Annotated in this window: 25 protein-coding genes; 22 read left to right on the top strand and 3 right to left on the bottom strand. The window is 68.2% G+C overall.

The genetic code is table 11. The features are described from left to right. Nucleotides 1–28: 28 nt before the first annotated feature. Nucleotides 29–817, bottom strand: coding sequence for a TatD family hydrolase (locus H8B22_RS01475; protein WP_187712390.1), 789 nt, complete (start codon nt 815–817; stop codon nt 29–31). Nucleotides 818–821: 4 nt separating this feature from the next. After that, complete coding sequence (locus H8B22_RS01470; RefSeq protein ID WP_187712389.1) at nt 822–1,073, bottom strand: DUF6116 family protein; 252 nt, start codon at nt 1,071–1,073, stop codon at nt 822–824. A 168-nt stretch (nt 1,074–1,241) separates the two neighbouring features. Here H8B22_RS01470 and H8B22_RS01465 point away from each other — a divergent pair, with 168 nt between their 5' ends. The 5 genes from H8B22_RS01465 (at nt 1,242) to H8B22_RS01445 (ending at nt 7,040) form a co-directional block, all read left to right on the top strand. Next, nucleotides 1,242–2,054 carry a glycine zipper 2TM domain-containing protein gene (locus H8B22_RS01465; protein WP_187712388.1) on the top strand — a complete coding sequence of 271 codons (813 nt, stop codon included), beginning with the start codon at nt 1,242–1,244 and terminating at the stop codon, nt 2,052–2,054. A 223-nt stretch (nt 2,055–2,277) separates the two neighbouring features. Further along, nucleotides 2,278–3,444, top strand: a complete 1,167-nt coding sequence (locus H8B22_RS01460; protein ID WP_187712387.1) for an acyl-CoA dehydrogenase family protein — start codon at nt 2,278–2,280, stop codon at nt 3,442–3,444. Between the two features lie 68 nt (nt 3,445–3,512). Continuing rightward, the gene (locus tag H8B22_RS01455) at nt 3,513–4,064 is read left to right on the top strand and encodes a GNAT family N-acetyltransferase (protein ID WP_225876243.1); all 552 of its coding nucleotides are present in this window, start codon (nt 3,513–3,515) and stop codon (nt 4,062–4,064) included. Beyond that, on the top strand, nt 4,031–4,702 hold the full coding sequence (locus H8B22_RS01450; RefSeq protein ID WP_187712385.1) for a glutathione S-transferase family protein: 672 nt from the start codon (nt 4,031–4,033) through the stop codon (nt 4,700–4,702). Before H8B22_RS01455 ends, H8B22_RS01450 begins: the two co-directional genes overlap by 34 nt. A gap of 67 nt (nt 4,703–4,769) precedes the next feature. Further along, nucleotides 4,770–7,040 carry a thiamine pyrophosphate-dependent enzyme gene (locus H8B22_RS01445; protein WP_187712384.1) on the top strand — a complete coding sequence of 757 codons (2,271 nt, stop codon included), beginning with the start codon at nt 4,770–4,772 and terminating at the stop codon, nt 7,038–7,040. 61 nt (nt 7,041–7,101) lie between these two features. Here H8B22_RS01445 and ygfZ read toward each other — a convergent pair whose 3' ends face one another. Further along, the gene (ygfZ, locus tag H8B22_RS01440) at nt 7,102–7,866 is read right to left on the bottom strand and encodes a CAF17-like 4Fe-4S cluster assembly/insertion protein YgfZ (RefSeq protein WP_225876242.1); all 765 of its coding nucleotides are present in this window, start codon (nt 7,864–7,866) and stop codon (nt 7,102–7,104) included. Between the two features lie 137 nt (nt 7,867–8,003). Between ygfZ and H8B22_RS01435 the strand changes: the two genes are divergently transcribed. The 17 genes from H8B22_RS01435 to H8B22_RS01355 all read left to right on the top strand — a co-directional run bounded on the left by H8B22_RS01435 (nt 8,004) and on the right by H8B22_RS01355 (nt 22,736). Further along, nucleotides 8,004–8,192, top strand: coding sequence for a DUF1674 domain-containing protein (locus H8B22_RS01435; RefSeq protein ID WP_187712382.1), 189 nt, complete (start codon nt 8,004–8,006; stop codon nt 8,190–8,192). Between the two features lie 85 nt (nt 8,193–8,277). Continuing rightward, entirely contained in the window at nt 8,278–8,688 is a 411-nt protein-coding gene (sdhC, locus tag H8B22_RS01430) for a succinate dehydrogenase, cytochrome b556 subunit (RefSeq protein WP_187712381.1), read from the top strand. Next, nucleotides 8,685–9,080, top strand: a complete 396-nt coding sequence (gene sdhD, locus H8B22_RS01425) for a succinate dehydrogenase, hydrophobic membrane anchor protein (RefSeq protein WP_187712380.1) — start codon at nt 8,685–8,687, stop codon at nt 9,078–9,080. Before sdhC ends, sdhD begins: the two co-directional genes overlap by 4 nt. A gap of 42 nt (nt 9,081–9,122) precedes the next feature. Next, complete coding sequence (gene sdhA, locus H8B22_RS01420) at nt 9,123–10,877, top strand: succinate dehydrogenase flavoprotein subunit (protein WP_225876313.1); 1,755 nt, start codon at nt 9,123–9,125, stop codon at nt 10,875–10,877. Nucleotides 10,878–10,893: 16 nt separating this feature from the next. Further along, on the top strand, nt 10,894–11,676 hold the full coding sequence (locus tag H8B22_RS01415; protein ID WP_187712378.1) for a succinate dehydrogenase iron-sulfur subunit: 783 nt from the start codon (nt 10,894–10,896) through the stop codon (nt 11,674–11,676). A 65-nt stretch (nt 11,677–11,741) separates the two neighbouring features. Beyond that, nucleotides 11,742–12,164: an MAPEG family protein gene (locus H8B22_RS01410; protein ID WP_187712377.1), complete on the top strand. Its 423-nt coding sequence runs from the start codon at nt 11,742–11,744 to the stop codon at nt 12,162–12,164. Nucleotides 12,165–12,337: 173 nt separating this feature from the next. Beyond that, nucleotides 12,338–12,604, top strand: a complete 267-nt coding sequence (locus H8B22_RS01405) for an FAD assembly factor SdhE (protein WP_187712376.1) — start codon at nt 12,338–12,340, stop codon at nt 12,602–12,604. Further along, nucleotides 12,555–13,007 carry a hypothetical protein gene (locus tag H8B22_RS01400; protein ID WP_187712375.1) on the top strand — a complete coding sequence of 151 codons (453 nt, stop codon included), beginning with the start codon at nt 12,555–12,557 and terminating at the stop codon, nt 13,005–13,007. Before H8B22_RS01405 ends, H8B22_RS01400 begins: the two co-directional genes overlap by 50 nt. 33 nt (nt 13,008–13,040) lie before the next feature. Further along, complete coding sequence (locus H8B22_RS01395; RefSeq protein ID WP_187712374.1) at nt 13,041–14,285, top strand: lipoprotein-releasing ABC transporter permease subunit; 1,245 nt, start codon at nt 13,041–13,043, stop codon at nt 14,283–14,285. Beyond that, nucleotides 14,278–14,988 (top strand): lipoprotein-releasing ABC transporter ATP-binding protein LolD, encoded by a 711-nt coding sequence (gene lolD, locus H8B22_RS01390; RefSeq protein WP_187712373.1) that lies wholly within the window; start codon nt 14,278–14,280, stop codon nt 14,986–14,988. The genes H8B22_RS01395 and lolD overlap by 8 nt, the downstream gene beginning before the upstream one ends. 5 nt (nt 14,989–14,993) lie before the next feature. Then, the gene (locus H8B22_RS01385) at nt 14,994–17,402 is read left to right on the top strand and encodes a DNA internalization-related competence protein ComEC/Rec2 (protein ID WP_187712372.1); all 2,409 of its coding nucleotides are present in this window, start codon (nt 14,994–14,996) and stop codon (nt 17,400–17,402) included. Between the two features lie 133 nt (nt 17,403–17,535). Then, a complete protein-coding gene (locus tag H8B22_RS01380) occupies nt 17,536–18,198 on the top strand; it encodes a MotA/TolQ/ExbB proton channel family protein (protein WP_187712371.1) in 663 nt (220 codons plus the stop codon). Nucleotides 18,199–18,225: 27 nt separating this feature from the next. Beyond that, nucleotides 18,226–18,663: an ExbD/TolR family protein gene (locus tag H8B22_RS01375; RefSeq protein ID WP_187712370.1), complete on the top strand. Its 438-nt coding sequence runs from the start codon at nt 18,226–18,228 to the stop codon at nt 18,661–18,663. Then, the gene (msbA, locus tag H8B22_RS01370) at nt 18,660–20,408 is read left to right on the top strand and encodes a lipid A export permease/ATP-binding protein MsbA (RefSeq protein WP_225876241.1); all 1,749 of its coding nucleotides are present in this window, start codon (nt 18,660–18,662) and stop codon (nt 20,406–20,408) included. Before H8B22_RS01375 ends, msbA begins: the two co-directional genes overlap by 4 nt. Before the next feature lie 3 nt (nt 20,409–20,411). Further along, the gene (gene lpxK / locus H8B22_RS01365; RefSeq protein WP_187712369.1) at nt 20,412–21,422 is read left to right on the top strand and encodes a tetraacyldisaccharide 4'-kinase; all 1,011 of its coding nucleotides are present in this window, start codon (nt 20,412–20,414) and stop codon (nt 21,420–21,422) included. A 28-nt stretch (nt 21,423–21,450) separates the two neighbouring features. Next, entirely contained in the window at nt 21,451–22,221 is a 771-nt protein-coding gene (kdsB, locus tag H8B22_RS01360) for a 3-deoxy-manno-octulosonate cytidylyltransferase (RefSeq protein WP_187712368.1), read from the top strand. Beyond that, nucleotides 22,221–22,736, top strand: coding sequence for a low molecular weight protein-tyrosine-phosphatase (locus H8B22_RS01355; protein ID WP_407060835.1), 516 nt, complete (start codon nt 22,221–22,223; stop codon nt 22,734–22,736). The genes kdsB and H8B22_RS01355 overlap by 1 nt, the downstream gene beginning before the upstream one ends. Nucleotides 22,737–22,770: the final 34 nt, after the last annotated feature.

Here is a 22,770-nt window from a genome sequence, read left to right as displayed (position 1 = left end):
TTGCATGTGCGGAATGCAGGGCCGCCGCTTATCCGCGCGCGGACAACGCGACTTGATCCAACCGGAACAGTCGTTCCGCATTGGCGCTGGTGGCAGCGGCAACGTCGGTCGCCTCCATGCCACGTAGCTGCGCAATCACGCGCAGGACTTCAGGCAGCCGCGCCGGTTCGTTGCGTTCGCCGCGGATGCCGGCGTCGGGCTGGTCGGGCGCATCGGTTTCGAGCAGCAGGTGCTCGATCGGTATCGTCGCGGCCAGCTGGCGCAGGCGGTTGGCGCGGTCGTAGGTCACCGGACCGCCCAGCCCGACCATGAAGCCGAGTTCCCACAGCTGCCGTGCCTGCTCGGGGCTGCCTGAAAAGCTGTGGACGACACCGCGCAGGCGGCCGACCCGGCGGATCGCGGCGATCACCGCGTCGACTGCACGGCGGGCGTGCACGATGACGGGCAGGTCGAATTCGCGTGCGAGTTCGAGCTGGCCGGTGAAATAGCGCGACTGCAATTCGTGGTCGAGGCCTTCGACGAAGTAGTCCAGTCCGCATTCGCCCACCGCGACGGGGTGTTCGCGCTCGATCCAGTCGCGCAGCTGCACCAGGTGTTCGTCGCGATGGGACTGCAGATACATGGGATGCAGGCCGTAGGCAGCGAACAACCCTGCGTCGGCGGCACAGATATCGCGCAGCTTCGGCCAGCCCGCGGCGTCGACCGCAGGCACGATCTGCCGGGTCACGCCGTTTGCGCGCGCACGCGCGATCACCGCAGGGCGGTCGCCATCGAATTCCGCGGCATCGAGGTGGCAGTGGCTGTCGACCAGCGCCATTGCGTCAGCGTCGCGATTCGCCTTCGATCACCGATCGCTCACTGGATGCGTCCCGTGGTTCCTTGCGCTTCTTCCAGCTGGCAAGGGCAAGGGTTCCCAGGCCGAGCATGAGCTCGTCCAGGAAGTAGGGAGGGAACAGGTCATCCAGCGGAATCGCCAGGTCGATCAGGAACAGCGCAGCCACGATCTTGAACAGCGTGGGATGGCGCAGGTTCCGGGCCCAGCCGATGATCGGCAGCAGCAGGGGATTGGCCATGGCGATAATCCGGTGGCGATGGAATGTGTGCACGCTATCACGCTGTGAACAGCTCGTTCATACCCGTTAGGTTTTCGTTGCAATGGCTACGCGCTCGTTCAGGTTCGCGGTGCTGGAATGCAGCCGTCCAACCAACCCGCGGGCTGAGTCCCGCAGCAGGAGGCCTCAATGAACAAGAACATGCTTGCAGTCGCCCTGGCTTCGCTGCTCGTCGGCGGCGTTGCAGTCGCCGCTTACAACAGCTTCCGCAGCAACGACAGTGCGGCCAATGATTTCGCCACGGCGAATCCGGCCGCTGCCGCGGGCGCCGAGGGCGATGTCGCTGCCGATACCGCGATCGAAGGCAGCAAGCTCGAGTACGCCGACGTGGTCAACGTCAAGGAGCTGACCGAGAAGAAGCCGCTGTACGCGACCGTCATCGGTTCGGAGCCGGTGAAGGAAACCAGCACGACGTCGAAGCCGCGCGAGGTCTGCGAAGACGTGGTCGTGCAGGAACGCGCGCCGGAACGCGACGGCAACGTCGGCGGTACCGTGGCGGGCGCCATCATCGGTGGCCTGGTCGGTAACCAGGTCGGTGGCGGCAACGGCAAGAAGGCCGCGACCGTCGCCGGTGCGGCTGCCGGTGGCTATATCGGCAACCGCGTCGACCGCAACCACGTCGGTGGCAAGGTGACCAGCCGTACCGAGCGCCAGTGCCACACCGTTTCGGACACCAGCACCTCGAGCAAGACGGTTGCCTACAACGTGACCTACCGCAATCCGGACGGCACGACCGGCACCATGCGCACGGGCAGCAAGCCGGGTAGCCAGATCCGCCTGGGCAGCGAAAACCAGGTGACCGGTTACGACGTGACCTACCGCTACAACGGCCAGGAGCAGACCGTCCACATGGATGAGAAGCCGGGCAACAAGCTGCCGGTGGTCAATGGCGAAGTCGTCACCCAGACGGCCTCGGCCGCGGCGGACAACAGCCAGGGCTGAGTCCAGCCAACCGCAAGACCCGACGGGGCCGGATCGCATCCGGCCCCGTTCTTTTGTGGGCGCCGGAAGCCGCGGAATCCCCGGGAATAGGGGCTTGGGCAATCCGCAGCCCCCGTCGTCGCTTTGCCACGGCCCGCGCCCGGCCTTCGGCTATTCCACGGCTGCCGCCCCGCAATAGCGGTCGATACAATTGGGGACTTTCTTCGCGCCCGAGCTATCGAACATGGCAGCCCTGAACCCCTACGACCTGTACGACGTCCGTTCCCTCCTGAGCGAAGAAGAGCGGGCCGTCCAGGACACCGTCGCGCGCTTCACCAACGAGCGCGTGCTGCCGATCATCGGCGACGCCTTCGACCAGGGCCGCTTCCCGAAGGAACTGGTGCCCGAGATCGCCGAACTCGGCCTGCTGGGTTCCTCGCTCCCCGAGAAGTACGGCTGCGCCGGCCTCAACGCCGTCAGCTACGGCCTGATCTGCCAGGAACTGGAGCGCGGCGACAGCGGCATCCGCAGCTTCGTCAGCGTGCAGTCCTCGCTGTGCATGTACCCGATCTATGCCTACGGCAGCGAAGAGCAGCGCGAGCGCTGGCTGCCGGGCATGGCCCGCGGCGAGATCATCGGCTGCTTCGGCCTGACCGAACCGCACGGCGGCTCCGACCCGGCCAACATGAAGACCCACGCGCGCAAGGACGGCGGCGACTGGATCCTCAACGGCTCCAAGATGTGGATCACCAACGGCAACCTGGCCGACATCGCCATCGTCTGGGCGCAGACCGACGAGGGCATCCAGGGCTTCGTGGTCGAGAAGGGCATGCCCGGTTTCGCCGCGCAGGAAATCAAGCACAAGATGTCGCTGCGCGCCTCGGTCACCAGCGCGCTGTACTTCGACAACGTGCGCGTGCCGGACGCCAACCGCCTGCCGAACGTGAAGGGCCTGAAGGGCCCGCTGGGCTGCCTCACCCAGGCCCGCTACGGCATCACCTGGGGCCCGATCGGCGCCGCCATCGCCTGCCTGGATGAAGCGCTGAACTACACCAAGGAACGCATCCTGTTCGACCGCCCGGTGGCGGCGACGCAGAGCGCGCAGATCAAGATGGCCGAGATGGCCCGCCGCATCACCCTGGCGCAGCTGCTGGTGCTGCAGCTCGGCCGCCTGAAGGACGCCGGCAACATGCAGCCGTCGCAGGTGTCGCTGGCGAAGTGGAACAACTGCCGCATCGCCATCGACATCGCGCGCGAATGCCGCGACCTGCTCGGCGGCGCGGGCATCACCACCGAACACGCGGCGATCCGCCACGCGCTGAACCTGGAATCGGTGATCACCTATGAAGGCACCGAGACGGTGCACCAGCTGGTGATCGGCCGCGAACTGACCGGCATCAACGCGTTCTGATGTTGTTCCCGTGGCCGTCCGCGGGCGCGGGCGGCCATGCGTCCGCTACGTCCTCGGAGGATCCGCTCTTGGCTGCTCCCGATGTCCAGCTCGAAACGCCGCGACTGATCCTGCGTGTCCCGCGCATCGGGGATTTCGAGCGTTATGCGGAAATGCTCGCGGACGAAAGCTCGCTCCACATCGGCGGCCCGCTGCTGCGCCATGAAGCGTGGCGGCGTTTCCTGCAGATGCCGGGCGCGTGGATGCTGCAGGGCTTCGCGATGTTCTCGGTGGTCGAGAAGGCGAGCGGCCGCTGGATGGGGCAGGCGGGGCCGTGGCAGCCGGATGGCTGGCCCGGCACGGAAGTCGGTTATTCGTTCCACCCGGATGCGCGCGGCAAGGGCTACGCCACCGAGGCCTGCGCCGCGGCGATGGACTGGGCCTTCGACGTGCTGGGCTGGAGCGAGGTGATCCACTCCATCGCCCCCGCGAACACCGCGTCGCAGGCCGTGGCCCGACGCCTGGGTTCGCGCAATCGCGGACCGGGCGCGTTGCCGCCGCCGCTGGACAACCATCCGATCGATATCTGGGGCCAGACGCGCGAGGAATGGCTGGCGCGCCGCCAGGAGGCCGTCGCGTGATCACCGTCTACGGGTTCTCGCCGTCGGGCAACTGCCACAAGGTGCGCCTGCTGCTGGAGCAGACCGGGCGCGACTACCGCTGGGTCGAGAAGCGCAGCGACGACGGTTCGACGCGCACGCTGGAGATGCTGGCGAAGAATCCCAACGGCAAGGTGCCTTTCATCGAGCTCGATGACGGCCGCGTGCTCACCGAATCCAATGCCATCCTGCACTGGCTCGCCGAGGGCACGCCGTTCCTGCCGGTGGATCCGTGGCAGAAGGCGCAGGCGTTGAGCTGGATGTTCTTCGAGCAGTACAGCCACGAGCCGTACATCGCCGTCGCGCGTTTCATCTGCGGCTGGACGTCGCTGGATTCGCCGCGCCGCGCCGACCTGCCGCGCCTGCGCGAACGCGGGCGGCAGGCACTGGCGGTGATGGAGCGCCACCTTTCCACGAACCCCTGGTTCACCGGTGATGCGTACGGCATCGCCGACATCGCGCTGCACGCCTATACCGGCGTCGCCGACCACGGCGGCATTTCCCTGGACGCCTATCCGGCGGTGCGGCAGTGGCTGCAGCGCGTGGAAGCAACGCCCGGCTTCGTGCCGATGCCCGGGCCGGATGCCGCCGCGCAGGCCCTGATCGACCAATCACGCTGAGCGGATTCCGTCCGCCTTCACTCACGACAGCGACGGCTCCGCGCCGTCCCCAAGACTGCAGACCCACATGTTCGCCACCATTCCCAACCCCATTCCCGCCCGCATGAAAGGCCTCAACCGGGCCGAGATCTGCGACGTCAACTTCGTCGAGTTCGTGAAGGCCTGGGACGGCCGCAGCGATGCGAAGCCCGCCGCGCACGAGGCCATCCTCGAAGGCAGCGCGCTCGACGCGCAGGGCTTCCGCGAACTGTTCGAGTCGCAGCTGGTCAGCCGCCACCTCGACCTGATGGCGCGCGTGCTGCGTGTGCAGAACAAGGTCTTCTACACCATCGGTTCCAGCGGTCACGAGGGCAACGCGATGGTGGCGCGCCTGACGCGCCACACCGATCCGGCGTTCCTGCATTACCGTTCCGGTGGCTTCATGGCCGAGCGCTTCCGCAAGCTGCCGGGCATGGATCCGGTGATGGATTCGGCGCTGTCGTTCGCCGCGAGCAAGGACGACCCGGCCTCCGGCGGCCGCCACAAGGTGTGGGGCAGCAAGCCGTTGTGGGTGCTGCCGCAGACCTCGACGATTGCCTCGCACCTGCCGAAGGCCCTGGGTACGGCGGTTGCCATCGAGACCGGCAAGCGCCTGGGTCATCAATTGCCGATCCCCGACGACAGCATCGCGATCTGCTCGTTCGGCGATGCCTCGTCCAACCACGCCACCGCGCAGACCGCGTTCAATGCCGCCGCGTGGACCACGTACCAGAAATTGCCGGCGCCGGTGCTGTTCGTGTGCGAGGACAACGGCATCGGCATCTCGGTGAAGACGCCGTCCGGCTGGATCGCCAACCGCTTCCAGCGCATGGACGGGCTCGACTATTTCTTCGCCGATGGCCTCGACCTGGCCTCGGGCTACGGTGACGTGCAGAAGGCGGTCGAACACTGCCGCCGCACGCGCCGGCCGACGTTCCTGCACCTCAAGACCAACCGCATCATGGGCCACGCCGGCACCGACTTCGAGATCGAGTGGCGTTCGGTCGAGGAGCTGTGCGCGGTCGAAGCCGCCGATCCGCTGCTGCGCTCCGCGGCGATCGCGCTGGAATCGGGCCTGATGTCGAAGGACGAAGTGATCGACCTGTACGAAGCCACGCGCAGGAAGTGTTTCGCCGCCGCGGAGGAAGCCGATCGCCGTCCCAAGCTCGACAAGCTGGAAGACGTGATCGCGCCGCTGGCGCCGTACACGCCGGCGGCGGTGAAAAAGGAAGCCGAACGCGCCGACTACGCGCAGCGCCGCCTCGAGGTCTTCGGCAGCGAGGCCAAGCTGCCTGAGAACCAGGCGCCGCGCCACCTGGCCATCCAGATCAACAACGCGCTGCACGACATCTTCGCCAAGTATCCGGACACGTTGTTGTTCGGCGAGGACGTGGCGCAGAAGGGCGGTGTGTACACCGTCACCAAGGGCCTGCAGAAGGCATTCGGCCCGCGCCGTGTGTTCAACACGCTGCTCGACGAGACGATGATCCTCGGCATGGCGCAGGGCTTCGCCAACGTCGGCATGCTGCCGATCCCCGAGATCCAGTACCTCGCGTATTTCCACAACGCCTGCGACCAGATCCGCGGCGAAGCGGCGTCGCTGCAGTTCTTCAGCAACAACCAGTACGCCAACCCGATGGTCGTGCGCATTGCCGGCCTCGGCTACCAGCGCGGCTTCGGCGGCCACTTCCACAACGACAACTCGATCACCGCGCTGCGCGACATCCCGGGTCTCGTGGTGGGTTGCCCGTCGCGTGGCGACGATGCGGCGACGATGCTGCGCACGTTGACGGCGCTGTCGAAGGTCGATGGACGCGTGAGCGTGTTCCTCGAGCCGATCGCGCTGTACATGACCAAGGACCTGTACGAACCCGGCGACGGCCAGTGGCTCACGACGTATCCGAAGCCGGATGAAGCCATGACGCTCGGCGAAGGCCGCGTCTACGGCGAGGGCAACGATGACCTCGTGATCTTCACCTACGGCAACGGCGTGCCGATGAGCCTGCGCGCGGCGCGTGCGATCGAGGCCAACCACGGCTGGAAGACGCGCGTCGTCGACCTGCGCTGGCTGGTGCCGCTCAACGAGCGCTACATCGTCGAACAGGCCAAGTCGGCCAAGCGGATCATCATCGTCGACGAGGGCCGCCACAGCGCCGGCGTGGGCGAGGGCGTCATTACCGCGATTGCTGAAGGTGGTTACGGCGGACGGCCGTTCCAGCGCGTCGTCGGCGTCGATACCTACACGCCGCTCGCGGGCGCCGCTTTCCTGGTGATCCCGGGCGAAGAAGACATCGTCGCGGCGGCCGGTCGCCTGGCCTGACGCCACAGGACCGTAGCCCGGGTAAGCGAAGCGCACCCGGGACCGCGGCCGTACGTGGATGTCAGCGCGCCAGCCCGGTACGCAACGGCAATTCGCGGGCCTCTTCGCCGGTGACGGTCAGTCTGGCCGGTTCGCGCTCCAGCGGCACCACCGCCAGCGCAAGGTGGCGGCCGTCGGCGTTGGCGCTCGCAACCAGGTGCCCCAGCGGTGCGTCGCTGGCCCGCAGGTCGTCCCCGGCGTGCACGGCGCTTGCTGCTTCGAGCAGCGCCAGCCCACGCTTCACCTTGCCGAGGAAATGCGTGCGCGCGACGATTTCCTGCCCGGGGTAGCAGCCCTTCTTCACGCTGAAGGCGTTGAGCCGCTCCAGCGACAGCTGCTGCGGGGTCCAGTGGTCGGACTGGGAGGCGGGCAGGCGGGGAACGCCGTGCTCCAGGTCGAACGCGGCCCAGCGCGCCATCCACGCCGGATCGTGCGACGCGGTCGATGCCGGCAGGATCCGCAAAGTCCGGGTGCCACCGTCCGCGCCCAGGTCGAGTTCCACGGATGAGGCCGGATCGCCGGAAAGCGCGTCGCCACGCGCCTGTGTGGGCGCTGTGAAGGCGCCTTCCACCCGCAGGTCGTCGCGCACGGCGATCGCCAGCTTGCTGCGGAACACGAAGCGCTGCAGCGCCGCGGCGAAGGTCACCGGGTCGGCGTCCGGCAGCAGCAGCCACAGGGTTTCCTCGTCGAACTTCAGCAGCGCGAACAGGGCGACGACGCGCCCCTTGGGCGTCAGCCAGCCGCTCCATTGCCAGTGTCCCGGCGCCAACACCTTGAGATCGTTCATGAATTGCGCCTGCGCGAACGCAGCCGCATCGCGCCCGCTGAGCGCAATCACGCGGTGGTCGGGGAGGCTGAAATTCAAGGCGGAACTGGCCTGCGGGTTGTCATGCATGGGGGCGGGAACTAAGATTTCGCGCTGTGATGATAGGCCAATCCCCCCAGGAAGCCCCGCACGAAGGCGCCACGGACGCACCGGCCGACGCAGGTTCCACACCGGCGTCGGGCGATTCGACAGGCAAGCAGTCCCCGAAGGAGTGGGGCGGACGCGAAGGGCCCGAACCGACCCGCTACGGCGACTGGGAAAAGAACGGCCGCTGCATCGATTTCTAGTTGTTCCACGTCCGGCTTCACGCTCCACGCTCTTTTCATTTCCGCCACGCGGCTCCGCCGCCCAGCCGAGAGACACCGCACGCCCATGGCTGCTTCCGACCCGCGTGTTCGCGAACGTCCCTTGTCGCCCCACCTCCAGGTGTATCGCTGGCAGGTGCAGATGGTGACTTCGATCCTGCACCGGGCCACCGGTGTCGTCCTTGCCCTCGGCAGCCTGCTCATGGTCTGCGCGTTCCTGTCGCTCGCGGCGGGTCCGGAGCAGTGGGCGCACTTCAGCGCCTTCGCGCGCTCGCCGCTCGGCTTCCTGATCCTGTTCGGCTGGAGCTGGGCGTTGTCCTTCCACCTGATCAACGGCATCCGCCACCTGCTGCAGGACGCGGGCTACGGCTTCGCGATCGAGAAGTTCGTGCGCAACAGCTGGATTTCCGTGTTCGGCAGCCTGGTGCTGACCATGCTGATCTGGGTCCTGGCGATGATGCAGCGGGGTGGCGCATGAGTGCTGACAACAATCGCCTGCGCACGCCGCTGAAGGTCGCGCGCGGCCTCGGTTCCGCGCAGTACGGCACGCACCACTTCGTGCTCCAGCGCATCACCGCCGTCGCGCTGGTGTTCCTGTCGCTGTACGTGATCGGCCTGATCATCTCGCTGGTCGGCGACGACTACGCCACCGTGCGCGCTTCGGTCGCGAGTCCGTGCAACGCGGTGCTGCTGATCGCCTTCGTCGTCAGCGCGTTCTGGCACGCCAAGCTCGGCCTGCAGGTCATCATCGAGGACTACGTGCACACGCCGTGGTCGGCGACGCTGCTGCAGCTGGCCAACATCTTCATCTGCGTTCTCGCGGCCCTCGCCAGCGTGCTCGCCATCGTCCGCATCGTGCTGGGAGCCTGAGCCGTGGCTGCTGCTTACAAGATCCAGGAACACAAGTTCGACATGGTCGTGGTCGGCGCCGGCGGCGCGGGCCTGCGTGCCACCTTCGGTCTGGCCCAGAAGGGCCTGAAGACCGCCTGCATCAGCAAGGTCTTCCCGACCCGTTCGCACACCGTGGCGGCGCAGGGCGGCGTGGCCGCGGCGCTCGCCAACATGGGCGAGGACGACTGGCGCTACCACTTCTTCGACACCGTGAAGGGTTCGGACTGGCTGGGCGACCAGGACGCGATCGAGTACATGTGCAAGGAAGCGATTCCGGCCATCATCGAACTCGAGCATTACGGCGTGCCGTTCTCGCGCACCGACGACGGCAAGATCTACCAGCGCCCGTTCGGCGGCATGACCACGCGTTACGGCGAAGGCCCGCCGGCGCAGCGCACCTGCGCCGCGGCCGACCGTACCGGCCACGCGATCCTGCACACGCTGTACCAGCAGTCGCTGGCGCATGACGCGCAGTTCTTCATCGAATACTTCGCCCTCGACCTGATCATGGACCAGCACGGCGCCTGCCGCGGCGTGCTCGCCCTCGACATGGCCGAAGGCACGCTGCACCTGTTCCGTGCGCAGGGCACCGTGCTCGCCACCGGCGGTTACGGCCGTGCCTACTTCAGCGCGACCTCCGCGCACACCTGCACCGGCGACGGCGGCGGCATGGCGCTACGCGCCGGCCTGGGCATGCAGGACATGGAATTCGTGCAGTTCCACCCGACCGGCATCTACGGCGCGGGCTGCCTGATCACCGAAGGCGTGCGTGGCGAAGGCGGCATCCTGCGCAACAGCAACGGCGAGCGCTTCATGGAGCGCTATGCCCCGAGCGTGAAGGATCTTGCCCCGCGCGACATGGTCTCGCGTTCGATGACCATCGAAATCCGCGAAGGCCGCGGCGTCGGCGAGCACAAGGACCACATCCTGCTCGACCTGACCCATCTCGGTCCGGAAGTGATCCACGAGAAGCTGCCGGGCATCGCCGAATCGGCGCGCATCTTCGCCGGCGTGGACGTGGAGAAGCAGCCGATCCCGGTGATCCCGACCGTGCACTACAACATGGGCGGCATCCCGACCAACTACCACGGCGAAGTGGTGCAGCTGCGTGATGGCAACCCGGATGCGGTCGTCCCGGGCCTGTATGCGATCGGCGAAGCCGCGTGCGTGTCGGTGCATGGCGCCAACCGCCTGGGCTCGAACTCGCTGCTCGACCTGGTCGTGTTCGGTCGCGCCGTCGCCAACCGCGCCGCCGAAACGATCACGCCGGACGGCGCCCACGCCAAGCTCGAAGCCGACGCCTGCGACGCCTCGCTGGCGCGCCTGGACAAGCTGCGCAATGCCAACGGCGGCACGCCGACCTCGGTCATCCGCGACAAGATGCAGCGCACCATGCAGGCCGACGCCGCCGTGTTCCGCACCGGCGAAACGCTCGCCGACGGCGTCAAGAAGATGCGCGAGATCCACGCTTCGTTCGGCGACGTCAAGGTCAGCGACCGTTCGCTGATCTGGAACTCGGACCTGATCGAGACGTTCGAGCTGTCGAACCTGCTCGACCAGGCATTGGTGACGATTGTTTCCGCCGAGAACCGCAAGGAATCGCGCGGCGCCCATGCGCGCGAGGACTTCCCGGACCGCGACGACGCCAACTGGCAGAAGCACACCCTGTGCTCGATCGACGAGGCCGGCAACACCAAGATCGACTACCGCCCGGTGCACATGTACACGCTGACGGACGACGTCGCCGTGGTGCCGCCGAAGAAGCGCGTCTACTGATCCGGAGCGAGCAAAAGTGGCTGAATTCACTCTCCCCAAGAACTCGCAGATCCAGAAAGGCCGTCACTGGGCCTCGCCCGGTGCCAAGCAGCCGCGCGTGTTCAAGGTTTATCGCTGGAATCCCGACGACGGCATGAATCCGCGCGTGGACACCTACGAGGTGGACATGGCGACCTGCGGTCCGATGGTTCTGGACGCGCTGATCAAGATCAAGAACGAGATCGATCCGACGCTGACGTTCCGTCGCTCCTGCCGCGAAGGTATCTGCGGTTCGTGCGCGATGAACATCGACGGCACCAACACGTTGGCCTGCACCAAGGCGATCAGCGATTGCAGCAGCAAGGGCGAAGTGCCGATCTATCCGCTGCCGCATATGCCGGTGGTGAAGGACCTGGTGCCGGACCTCACCCATTTCTATGCCCAGTACGCGTCGATCAAGCCCTGGCTGCGCACGCAGAGCGCGCAGCCGTCGCGTGAGCGCCTGCAGTCGCCGGCCGACCGCAAGAAGCTCGATGGCCTGTACGAATGCATCCTGTGCGCGTGCTGCTCGACCAGTTGCCCGAGCTACTGGTGGAACGGCGAGCGTTACCTGGGCCCGGCGATCCTGCTGCAGGCCTACCGCTGGATCATCGACTCGCGCGACGAGGACACCGGTAGCCGCCTGGACGACCTGGAAGATCCGTTCAAGCTGTACCGCTGTCACACGATCATGAACTGCGCGCGGACCTGCCCGAAGGGCCTGAACCCGGCGCTGGCGATCGCCGAGATCAAGAAGCTCATGCTCGCGCGGCGGGTCTGAGCACGGCATCCGGAAGCAGGACGAAAGGCGTGCATTGCACGCCTTTCGCATGAGGAGAAGACGGAATGGCGGACAACGCGATTTTCCTGCCTGCGCTCGCGATGGCAGCGCTGACCTTCGTGGTGTGGTGGCGCATGTATTTCATGCGCATAGGCCAGATGAAGCGCGAGCGCATCCATCCGCAGGCGGTGGCGCTGTCCGCGCAGGCGTCGGCGAGGTTGACCGACAGCCGCGCCGCCGACAACTTCCGCAACCTGTTCGAGCTGCCGGTGCTGTTCTACCTGGCGCTGGCGGTGGCCGCGCAGGCGGACCTGGCGTCGACGCCTGTGCTGGTGCTGGCGTGGGGCTTCGTCGCGTTGCGCGCCGTCCACAGCTGGATCCAGTGCACCTACAACAAGGTCATGCATCGCTTCTATGTGTACGTCGCAGGCGGCCTCGTGCTGTGGACGCTGTGGGGCGTGCTGGGCTACGGGCTGCTGCGCGCATGAGCGCGAACGACGAAACCGAACTGCGCCGCCTGCGTTGGAAATGCCGGCGTGGGTGAGTGGACGCGCTTGGCCGATGCCCTATCGGCATCGGCCGCGGCCGCGAACGCCCGGCCAGGAAGGCCGGGCAGGACTTTCCGAAGCCATGATGCTGCGCCAGGGATGGCTGCGATCCGATGGAGACAGCTTTGAGCGAAGCCGACGAAACCGAACTGCGCCGCCTGCGTTGGAAATGCCGGCGCGGCATGCGCGAACTCGACCAGCTGTTCGGCCGCTACCTCGACCGCGCATGGCGGCAAAGCCCCGAGGCCGAGCGCGGCGTTTTCCTACGGCTGCTGGAAATCGAAGACGATAGGCTGTGGCACTGGTTCATGGGCCACGAAACCTCCGACGATGTCGAACTCCAGACCCTGGTCGAACGCATCCGCGCCTTGCCGCCTTGAGTGGGGCGCATCGCGTCTGTTCGCCGCTTCCCTGCTGGTCCTGGGCGTGCTCGCGGCAATGGCCGTGATCGGGTCGGACCTGCCCTCGTTACTCTCCTGTCCCTTGGCGTTGGTCGCCATCCTGCACGGCGTCGTGCTGGCGAGGCGCGAAGTCCATGGCGGTGTGCGCAACGTGCTGATTCCGCACGGCGATGGCGAAACGAGCATCGATGGGCGGGCTGCGGGAGGGCTCGAACTGCACTGGCGAGGGCCTCTCGGCTTCCTCCGCTGGCTCGACGATCGGGGGCGTTGGCACTTGCTTGCAGGCTGTCCCGACAACCTCGACGCCGATGCCCGGCGTGAACTGCGGCTGGCCGTAGCCGCGCGCTCGCCGGTTCGCCCACCGCGTTCGGTGGCACCATAGCCGCCTTGCGCCCTGGACCCGATTCGATCCGGCATGTTCAAACCCGTCTCCGCTGCCATCGGCCTGCGCTACCTGCGCGCCAAGCGCCGCAATGGCTTCATTTCCTTCATTTCGTTCGCCTCCATCGTCGGCATCGCGCTGGGCGTGGCGATCCTCATCACCACGATGGCGGTGATGGGCGGCTTCCAGCGCGAGATCCGCGATCGCATGCTGCAGATGACCGCGCATGCGACCGTCAGCGGTTACGGCGAGCCGGTGCAGGACTGGAAGCACGCGGTCGAAGTCGCGCTGGTCGACAAGCGCATCGCCGGCGCCGCGCCCTACGTCGAGAAGGAAGCGCTGCTCTCCGGCGCCCGCAACCAGCCGGCGCTGATCCGTGGCGTGGTGCCGTCGGAAGAGGGCAAGGTCTCGGTACTGGCCGACAAGATGGTCGAAGGCAAGCTCGACCAATTGACGCCCGGCAGCTTCAACATCGTGCTCGGGCGCGAGCTGGCGCTGTGGTTGGGCGTGCGCGTGGGCGACAGCGTGATCGTGACCACCTCCGACTTCCGCAGCACGCCGATGGGCGCGATCGCGACGCAGAAGCGCTTCCAGGTCAGCGGCATCTTCGAAGCGGGTTACAACGAGTTCGACAAGGGCCTGGCCGTCGTCAGCATGGGCGACCTGCAGCGCGTGCTGCGCATGGGCGATGGCGTCACCGGCGTGCGCCTCAAGCTGCACGACATGGACAAGGCCTTCGACGTCGCACGCGACCTCGCCATCGAGCTGGGTGGCCCCTACAGCGTGAGCGACTGGAGCAGCGAGAACGCCAACCTGTTCCGCGCGCTGAAGATGGAAAAGACCATCATGGCGATCCTGCTGGCCTTCATCATCGGCATGGGCGCCTTCAACCTGGTCAACTCGCAGGTGATGCTGGTGACCGACAAGCAGGCGGACATCGCGATCCTGCGCACCCTAGGCCTGACGCCGCGCGGCGTGATGCAGGTGTTCATGGTGCAGGGCACGCTGATCGGCGTGATCGGCACGACCATCGGCGTGATCGGCGGCATCCTGCTCACGCTGAACCTGGAGCACATCCTGCACGGGATCGAACGCCTGTTCGGCGTGCAGCTGTTGCCCGAGGACGTCTACTACATCACCGGGCTTCCCACCGACCTGCAGGCGAGCGACGTGGTGCTGACCGCCGTCGCCGCCTTGGCCATGGCCTTCCTTGCCACCGTGTATCCGGCGTGGCGCGCCGCGCGCACGGCGCCGGCGGAGGCGCTGCGCTATGAATGAGGCGCTCGTGACACCTGCCGTGATCCACGCCGAGCACCTCGGCAAGACCTACGCCGAAGGCAGCCTGCGCACGCCGGTGTTCGACGGTCTTTCCCTGACGGTGGCGAAAGGCGAGACGGTGGCGATCCTCGGCGCGTCCGGCGCGGGCAAGAGCACCTTGCTGCACCTGCTCGGTGGCCTGGACACACCTACCTCCGGCGAGGTCTATGTCGTCGGGCAGAAGATGAGTGCCTTGTCCGATGCGGCGCGCGGGGCCCTGCGCAACAAGTCGCTGGGGTTCGTGTACCAGTTCCACCACCTGCTGCCCGAGTTCACCGCGCTGGAGAACGTGATGCTGCCGGTGCTGCTCAACGGCACCAGCGTGCAGGACGCGTCGCAGCGGGCGAGGGCGCTGCTGGAATCGGTCGGGCTGGGCCATCGCCTCGCGCACAAACCGGGCGAGCTGTCCGGCGGCGAGCGTCAGCGTGCCGCGGTCGCACGCGCGCTGGTGAATCGACCGGCCTGCGTGCTCGGCGACGAGCCCACCGGCAACCTCGACGAGAAGACCGCGGCGATCGTGTTCGAACTCATGCTCGCCCTCAACCGTGAGCACCACACCAGCCTGGTGCTGGTGACGCACGCGCGGTCGCTCGCGCGGCGCATGGACCGTGTACTGGAACTGCACGAAGGCAAGCTCCGCGAACTGCGACGCGACGAGGTGTAGCGCGCATGAGTCACGTGGCAAGGACGCCACCCCGCAGCTCCCCGTTCGCTGTCTCCATCGCGCTTGCCCTGCTGGCGGGCGTGGTGACATGCCTGTGGTTGCCCGTGCTGGCGCCGTGGGGACTTTCCCTGGTGTCGCTGCTCGCCGGCGTGCTTGCCTGGGCGAAGCCGGTGCAGGTGGCATCGTCAGCCGCGATGTTGCGGCCATGGCTGCTGCGCCATTTCGGTGTGTTCCTGTGCGGACTCGGCCTGGCCGGCCTGCATGGCGCGCATGCGCTCGCCGTGCAACTGCCCGCGGCGTTCGAAAAGCACGAGGCCGTGGTCCACGGTGTCATCGTCGACCTGCCGCAGCACGATGTGCGCCGGACCCGGTTCCTGTTCCGGGTCGACGCGGACGGCTCAACCCTGCCGGTGCTGCGCGGCCGCACCCTGCGGCTGGCCTGGTACGACGAAGAGCGTTGGGAGCGCGCGCCGCGGCCAGGCGCAATCACGGCGAATCCGCCGCGTCCGCGCCATGCATTGAAAGCGGGCGAACGCTGGTCGCTGCCGGTCCGCCTGCGCGCGCCGCGTGGCTTGCGCAACCCCGGCGCGGCCGATGCCGAGAAGTACGCCGTGGCCCGGCGCCTGGCTGCGACCGGCTATGTCTATGCGCCGGGGATGGCGCGACGCCTCACGGTGGGTACGGGGATCGAGGCGTGGCGCGAAGCCATGTCCGCGCGCATCGCGGCCAGCGTCACCGCACCGTCTGCCCGCTTCGTGCAGGCGCTCGCCCTGGGCGACACGCGCGCGCTGGACGATCGCGACTGGAGCGTGCTGCGCGCCAATGGCCTGACCCACCTGATCGCGATTTCCGGCTTTCATGTCGGCTTGGTGGCGGGATTCTTCGCCCTGCTCGCGCGCGGCGTGTGGTGGCTGTGGCCGGCGTTGGCGCGGCGCTGGCCGGCGACGATCGCCGCGGCGCTGGCGGCGGTGCTGGGCGCGCTGGCGTATGCGGCCGTGGCGGGGTTCGCGCTGCCGACGCTGCGCACGGTGCTGATGATTGCGGTCGTGGCCGCGGCGCAGGCCTGGCGACGACCGGCGAGCGCGGCGCAGGCGCTCGCGCTGGCGGCGATCGCGGTGATCCTGTGCGATCCGCTGTCGGTGCTGGGCGCGGGTTTCTGGCTCAGCTTCCTGGGCGTGGCCTGGCTGCTGTGGTGCCTGCCGCAAGGCGGTCACGCGGTTCGCCAGTTCCTGTCCGCGCAGCGTGTCGCCACGCTGGGCCTGTTGCCGCCGAGCGCGATGCTGTTCGGCCAGGCCTCGCTCGCCGGTCCAGTGGCCAATCTGATCGCGGTGCCGTGGTGGAGCCTGGTGGTCGTACCGTTGGCCCTGATCGGCCTGTTGCTCGAATCGCTCCATGCCGGTGCGGGCGCATGGGCCTGGCGTGGCGCGGCCTGGTGCTTCGACCTGTGCTGGCCGCTGTTCGAACGGCTGGAAGCCAGCGGCCTGGCGTTGTGGTGGCTGCCCGAGGCGCGTTGGTTCGCGTTGCCGCTGGCCTTGCTGGGGGCGTTCTGGCTGCTGTTGCCACGCGGCACGCCCGGCAAGTGGCTGGCGCTGCTGCTGTGGTTGCCGTTGCTGTGGCCCGATCGCCGCCTGCCCGTGCACGGAGAAGCCGAACTGCTGGCGATCGACGTGGGGCAGGGCCTGTCGGTGCTGGTGCGGACGCGTGGGCATGCGCTGCTCTACGACATGGGCCCCGCCGTGCACGATGGCTTCGATGCCGGGGAACGCGCCGTGGTGCCGGCCTTGCATGCGCTCGGCGTGCGCCGGATCGACCGCGCGGTGATCAGCCACGGCGACAACGACCATGCCGGCGGATTCGATGCGGTACGCGCCGAGTTTCCCGTCGATGCGACGCAGGCGCCCGAAGGCGTCGGCCTGCCGGTGGCGACGACCGCATGCCGCGCCGGCCAGCGCTGGACCTGGGACGGCGTCGAGTTCGAATTCCTGCACCCGCCGCCGCACTTCCCGTACCTCGCCAACGAATCCAGTTGCGTGCTGCGCATCCGCTCCGCCCACGGTTCCGTGTTGCTGACCGGCGACATCGGTGAGGTGATCGAGCGCGACCTCGCCCGCCTTTACCCGCACGCATTGCGGTCCGACGTCGTCCTGGTCGCGCACCACGGCAGCGCCGGCTCGTCCGACGCGGCCTTCGTCGACGCCACGCGCCCGCACTTCGCCCTGGTCTCGTCGGGGCACGGCAACCGCTTCGGCCATCCCAAGCCGGAGGTGCTGCAGCGCTGGCGCCATGCCGGCGCACGCACCTTCGACACCGCATCCGGCGGCGCCCTGCGCCTGCAGCTGCGCGCCGGCGGCCTTCGGCTGGAAACGCGACGCGGCGCACAGCCGCGCTGGTGGGACGCTGCCCGCAGGCCTTGACGAATACGTCGCAAAGCCTTGATCGGGCTGCATTTGCCCCGAAATATCGCCACTACCCGGGTCCGTCCGTATGCTAGCGGCCTGATTGTCCCGAACGATGTCCCCCGAGCGGCCGAAGGCCGGAGGTTTGCGAGTGCTGGAACTGGTCAAGGCCGGCGGTTGGCCGATGATTCCGCTGATCCTGTTGTCCGTGTTGGCCTTGACCATCGTGGTCGAGCGCGCCTGGACGCTGCGCCGCCGCGCGGTGCTGCCGCCGGGCCTGGGCAAGGAAGTGCGGACCTGGGCCGCGGGCGGCAAGCTCGACCCTGCCCACATCGAATCGCTGCGCGCCAACTCGCCGCTGGGCGCGCTGCTGGCCGCTGCGCTCGACGTGCGCTCGCGTCCACGCGACCAGATCCGCGAACGCATCGAGGACGTGGGCCGCCACCTCGTGCACCGCATGGAGCGTTACCTCAACACCCTGGGCACGATTTCCGCCGCGGGGCCGCTGCTGGGCCTGTTCGGCACCGTCGTCGGCATGATCCAGATGTTCCTGGGCATCCTCGACCACGGCATCGGCGACGTGAACCAGCTGGCCGGTGGCATCGGCAAGGCGCTGGTCTGCACGGCCGCCGGCATGATCGTGGCGATCCCGGCGCTGATCGCGCACCGCTGGTTCCGCGGCCGCATCGCCGAATACATCGTCGACATGGAGCACGAGGCGATCCAGTTGCTCGACACGATCGAACCGCGTCCGGTGGCCGCACGCATGGCGCCGGGTTCGCACGGCATCACCCCGCCGGTGGGCACGCCCTGATGCGGGCCTTCGCATGAGGACACCGCCATGAGGATCCGCGACCACCGCAAGGACGACGAACCGGAGATCAACCTGGTCCCGCTGATCGACGTCATCCTGGTGCTGATCATCTTCTTCGTCGTCACCACGACGTTCGACGCGCGCTCGGTGCTCAAGCTGGAGTTGCCCAAGGCGACCGGCGAAGCCCCCAGCGACACCTCGCGCGCACTGAGCGTGCTGGTGAACGCCGACGGCCGCTATTTCGTCGACGACCGCGAAGTGCTGCGCGACGACGTCGAATCGCTGAAGGCCACGCTGGCCGAAGTCGCCGGCAGCGACCGCACGCGCAAGGTGCTGTTGCGTGCCGACGCGCGCACGCCGCACCAGTCCGTGGTCACCGCGTACGACGCGCTCGGGCAGCTGGGTTTCCGCCAGGTGATGATCGCCACCGCGCCCGAGGTCCGGGCGCAAGGGAAGCCGAAGTGACGCAGTCGGCCCCGCGCTGGCAGATCTACCGCCGCCTCATCGGTTTCGCGCGCTCCTACCGCGCGCTGCTGGGGCTGGCGTTCGTCGGCATGGTGATCGAAGCCGCCGCCGGCGGCGCCTTCACCAAACTGATGGAGCCGGTGGTCAACATCACCTTCATCGAGAAGAAGGAAGGCACGAGCCTGTTCCTGCCGCTGGCGATCATCGGCATCTTCGTCATCCGCGGCGTGGCCGGTTACGTCACCGACATGTGCATGGGGCGCTCGGGCCGCGGCATCGCCCGCGACATGCGCGTGCGCGTGCTCGACAAGTACCTGCGCCTGCCGGGCGCGCGCTTCGACAGCGAACCGGTGCCATCGATGCTCGTCCGCCTCGGCTCGGACAGCGACCAGGTGGCGCAGGCGGCGATCGACGCGATGAAGGTGATGCTGCAGCAGTCCTTCCAGGTGATCGCCGCGCTGGTGGTGATGTTGTGGACCAGCTGGCAGGTCACGGTTGCGATCCTGCTGATGGCACCGCCGCTGGCGTGGATGATGGACAAGGTCGGGCGCCGCTACCGCCGCATCAGCCACCGCATCCAGGAGAGCGGCGGCCGATTGATGCAGGTCGCCGACCAGGCGCTGTCCAACCAGCAGGAAGTGAAGGTCTACGGCGCGCAGGCGGTCGAAATGCAGCGTTACGCCGCGCAGGCCGACACCCACCTCAAGCTGAGCCTGAAGGTGGAATCCACGCGCAGCATCTCCTCCGCGGTGGTGCAGCTGATGGGTTCGGTCGGCCTGGCCCTGCTGCTGTTCTTCGCCGGGCGCGAGGCCATGGCGGGGCGGTTGTCCGCCGGCGGCTTCGTCGCGCTGATGATGTCGATGATGGCGATCATCCCCGCGCTGAAGCAGCTCACCAACGTGCAGAACATGCTGCAGAAGGGCATCGCCTCGGCCGAGCGCCTGTTCAACGTGCTCGATGCCCCGGACGAACTCGATGCCGGCACGCGCCCGCTGTCGCGCGCGCAGGGCGTGATCGAATTCCGCGACGTCACCGCCCGCTATCCGGGCCAGGCCCGTCCCGCCTTGCAGGAGGTGAGCTTCGAGGCCCGGCCCGGCACGGTGACCGCGATCGTCGGGCGCTCCGGCAGCGGCAAGTCCTCGCTGATCAAGCTGCTGCCGCGCTTCTACGACCCCGAGGCCGGCAGCGTGCTGCTGGATGGGCACCCGTTGCAGGACTACCGCCTGCGCGACCTGCGCCGGCAGATCGCGTTGGTCGGGCAGCAGGTGATGCTGTTCGACGGCACCGTGGCCGACAACGTCGCCTACGGGGAGATGGAGCAAGCGGGCGATGACCGGCTCGCACAGGCGATCCGCGACGCCAATGCCACCGAGTTCGTCGAACACCTGGCCGAAGGCGTGCAGACGCACATCGGCGCGAAGGGCAACAAGTTGTCCGGCGGCCAGCGCCAGCGCATTGCCATCGCACGCGCCATGCTCAAGGACGCGCCGATCCTGATCCTCGACGAGGCGACGGCGGCGCTCGACACCGAATCCGAGCGCCTGGTCCAGGACGCCCTGAACCACCTGATGCCCAACCGTACGACGCTGGTGATCGCGCATCGCCTGTCCACCATCGAACACGCCGACCAGGTGCTGGTGATGGACCAGGGGCGCATCGTCGAACGCGGCACGCACGCCGGGCTGCTGGCGCAGGACGGCCTGTACGCGCACCTGCACCGCATGCAGTTCCGCGAGGGCGAGTAGGCAATGGTCAGCCGGCAGCGTCCCGCGTACTGGTATGGCGAGGCGCGCGTGCCACTGGGCGCGCGCATGCTGTCGGCGATCTACGCCGGCATCACCGGCCTGCGCCGCCGCCTGTACGAGAAGGGCATCCTGCGCGCGCGCCGCAGCGAGGTGCCGGTGCTGGTGGTGGGCAACATCAGCGTCGGTGGCACCGGCAAGACCCCGTTGACCATCGCGATCGTGCAGCGCCTGCAGGCGGAAGGGTTCAAGCCCGGCGTCGCCAGCCGCGGCTACGGCCGCGAGGAGCCGTCGCAGCCGCGCTGGGTCGACCGCGAAAGTAATCCGGCCAAGGTCGGCGACGAGCCCGCGCTGATCGCGCACCACACCGGGGCGAAGCTGCGCGTCGACCGCGACCGCGTTGCCGCGGCCAAGGCGCTGGTGAAGGCCGGCTGCGACGTGGTCGTGTGCGACGACGGGTTGCAGCATTACCGCCTGGCGCGCGACATCGAGATCGAAGTCATCGACGGTCGCCTGCGCTACGGCAACGCCCAGCGCTTGCCGGCCGGCCCGCTGCGCGAGCCGGTCGAACGCGCGCAGCGCTGCGACTTCCGCGTGGTCAACCTCGGCAGCAGTGCAGCGCAGGCCAGCAACGTCGGCGCGGGCTTCGGCGAGTGGCCGATGCGGCTGCAGGCCGAACACGCGGCGCCGATCACCGGCGGTCGTTCACGCACGCTGGCCTCGTTCTCCGGGCAACGCGTGCACGCAGTGGCCGGCATCGGCGATCCCGAACGCTTCTTCGCCATGCTGCGCGCCGCCGGCATCGCCGTGGTGCCGCACGCCTTCGATGATCATCACCGCTACACCAGCGCCGACTTCGAGTTCGGCAGCCGCCTGCCGGTCCTGATGACCGAAAAGGATGCGGTGAAGTGCGCCAACATCGCGCGCGACGACTGGCTCAGCATTCCGGTGCGCGCCGAACTGCCGGAAGCCTTCTGGGTCGCGTTGCTGGATAAACTGCGCGCCGCCCGGGCTTGAGTGCATCGCCCGTTACCCGGAATCACACATGACCGCTTCCGATTTCGTCGTCGCCATTCCCGCTCGTTACGCCGCCTCGCGCCTGCCCGGCAAGCCGTTGCGCCTGTTGGCGGGCGAGCCGCTGGTGCTGCACGTCGCGCGTCGCGCGCTTGCCGCGGGTGCGCGCGAGGTCTGGGTGGCCGCCGACGACCAGCGCATCGCCGACGCACTGGCCGGCAGCGGCGTGCGCGTCGCGATGACCTCGTCCGCGCATCCGTCCGGCACCGACCGCCTCGCCGAATGCGCGCGCATCGCCGGCTGGAGCGACGACACCCTCGTCGTGAACCTGCAGGGCGACGAACCGTTCGCGCCAGCCGAAGGCATCCGTGCGGTCGCCACGCTGTTGCGCGATTCCGGCGCGGAAATGGCCACGCTGGCCGCACCGGTGACGGATGCGGAAACGCTGTTCGATCCCAACGCGGTCAAGCTGGTGCAGGCCGCCAACGGCGATGCGCTGTATTTCAGCCGTGCGCCGGTGCCGTGGCCGCGCGATGCCTTCGCCCGTGATCGCAGCGTGCTGCCCGATGGCGGTCAGTGGCTGCGGCACATCGGCATCTACGGTTACCGCGCCGGCTTCCTGCAGCGCTTCGCGGCGATGCCGCCGGGCCGGCTCGAACAGATCGAATCGCTGGAGCAGTTGCGCGTGCTCGAAGCCGGCTTCCGCATCGCGGTAGCGGTCACGCCGGCACCGTTCCCGCCCGGGGTCGACACGCCCGAAGACCTCGAACGCGCACAAGCGCGCCTCGCCGGTCACGCCTGATCGCGGTGGAAGCGCCCGTACGCCTGCTGATCGTGTGCCTGGGCAACATCTGCCGATCGCCCATGGCCGAAGGCGTGCTGCGTGCGCGCATCGAGGCCTCGCCACTGGCGGGGCAGGTGGTGGTGGATTCGGTGGGCACCGGTGCCTGGCACGTCGGCCAGCCGCCGGATCCGCGCGCGATCGCGACGGCCGCGCGGCACGGCGTGGACATCTCCGGCCAGCGTGCCCGGCAGCTGTCGCGCGACGACTTCATGCGCCACGACTGGCTGCTGTGCGCGGACCGCAACAACCTGCGCGATGTCCGCGCACGTGCGCCGGTCGACGCGCATCCGCGCTGCGCCCTGTTGCTGGAGTGGGCAGGCATGGCGGGCGAGGCCGAGGTTCCCGATCCGTACACCGGCGGAACCGGTGAATTCGAAGCGGTCTGGAGCATGCTCGACCGCGCCGCGCACGGAGTCGTCGCGCGCCTGCAGGCCGGCCGGCGCGACCGCGCCGGTGCCTGGGGTAACGCATAATCGGTCCAACACCAGCGAGCCGATGCCAGCAGAT

The organism is Lysobacter terrestris, from assembly GCF_014489475.1.
In the GTDB taxonomy this organism is placed as follows: Bacteria; Pseudomonadota; Gammaproteobacteria; order Xanthomonadales; family Xanthomonadaceae; genus Agrilutibacter; species Agrilutibacter terrestris.
This window is presented reverse-complemented; position numbering and strand designations above follow the sequence as displayed.

What these genes read in the sequence shown, in the direction of transcription:
- H8B22_RS01475 (WP_187712390.1), bottom strand. Translation starts at nt 817, where the DNA reads ATGGCGCTGGTCGACAGCCACTGCCACCTCGATGCCGCGGAATTCGAT.
- H8B22_RS01470 (WP_187712389.1), bottom strand. Translation starts at nt 1,073, where the DNA reads ATGGCCAATCCCCTGCTGCTGCCGATCATCGGCTGGGCCCGGAACCTG.
- H8B22_RS01465 (WP_187712388.1), top strand. Translation starts at nt 1,242, where the DNA reads ATGAACAAGAACATGCTTGCAGTCGCCCTGGCTTCGCTGCTCGTCGGC.
- H8B22_RS01460 (WP_187712387.1), top strand. Translation starts at nt 2,278, where the DNA reads ATGGCAGCCCTGAACCCCTACGACCTGTACGACGTCCGTTCCCTCCTG.
- H8B22_RS01450 (WP_187712385.1), top strand. Translation starts at nt 4,031, where the DNA reads ATGGCTGGCGCGCCGCCAGGAGGCCGTCGCGTGATCACCGTCTACGGG.
- H8B22_RS01445 (WP_187712384.1), top strand. Translation starts at nt 4,770, where the DNA reads ATGTTCGCCACCATTCCCAACCCCATTCCCGCCCGCATGAAAGGCCTC.
- ygfZ (WP_225876242.1), bottom strand. Translation starts at nt 7,866, where the DNA reads ATGAACGATCTCAAGGTGTTGGCGCCGGGACACTGGCAATGGAGCGGC.
- H8B22_RS01435 (WP_187712382.1), top strand. Translation starts at nt 8,004, where the DNA reads ATGATAGGCCAATCCCCCCAGGAAGCCCCGCACGAAGGCGCCACGGAC.
- sdhC (WP_187712381.1), top strand. Translation starts at nt 8,278, where the DNA reads ATGGCTGCTTCCGACCCGCGTGTTCGCGAACGTCCCTTGTCGCCCCAC.
- sdhD (WP_187712380.1), top strand. Translation starts at nt 8,685, where the DNA reads ATGAGTGCTGACAACAATCGCCTGCGCACGCCGCTGAAGGTCGCGCGC.
- sdhA (WP_225876313.1), top strand. Translation starts at nt 9,123, where the DNA reads ATGGTCGTGGTCGGCGCCGGCGGCGCGGGCCTGCGTGCCACCTTCGGT.
- H8B22_RS01410 (WP_187712377.1), top strand. Translation starts at nt 11,742, where the DNA reads ATGGCGGACAACGCGATTTTCCTGCCTGCGCTCGCGATGGCAGCGCTG.
- H8B22_RS01405 (WP_187712376.1), top strand. Translation starts at nt 12,338, where the DNA reads ATGGAGACAGCTTTGAGCGAAGCCGACGAAACCGAACTGCGCCGCCTG.
- H8B22_RS01400 (WP_187712375.1), top strand. Translation starts at nt 12,555, where the DNA reads ATGTCGAACTCCAGACCCTGGTCGAACGCATCCGCGCCTTGCCGCCTT.
- H8B22_RS01395 (WP_187712374.1), top strand. Translation starts at nt 13,041, where the DNA reads ATGTTCAAACCCGTCTCCGCTGCCATCGGCCTGCGCTACCTGCGCGCC.
- lolD (WP_187712373.1), top strand. Translation starts at nt 14,278, where the DNA reads ATGAATGAGGCGCTCGTGACACCTGCCGTGATCCACGCCGAGCACCTC.
- H8B22_RS01385 (WP_187712372.1), top strand. Translation starts at nt 14,994, where the DNA reads ATGAGTCACGTGGCAAGGACGCCACCCCGCAGCTCCCCGTTCGCTGTC.
- H8B22_RS01375 (WP_187712370.1), top strand. Translation starts at nt 18,226, where the DNA reads ATGAGGATCCGCGACCACCGCAAGGACGACGAACCGGAGATCAACCTG.
- lpxK (WP_187712369.1), top strand. Translation starts at nt 20,412, where the DNA reads ATGGTCAGCCGGCAGCGTCCCGCGTACTGGTATGGCGAGGCGCGCGTG.
- kdsB (WP_187712368.1), top strand. Translation starts at nt 21,451, where the DNA reads ATGACCGCTTCCGATTTCGTCGTCGCCATTCCCGCTCGTTACGCCGCC.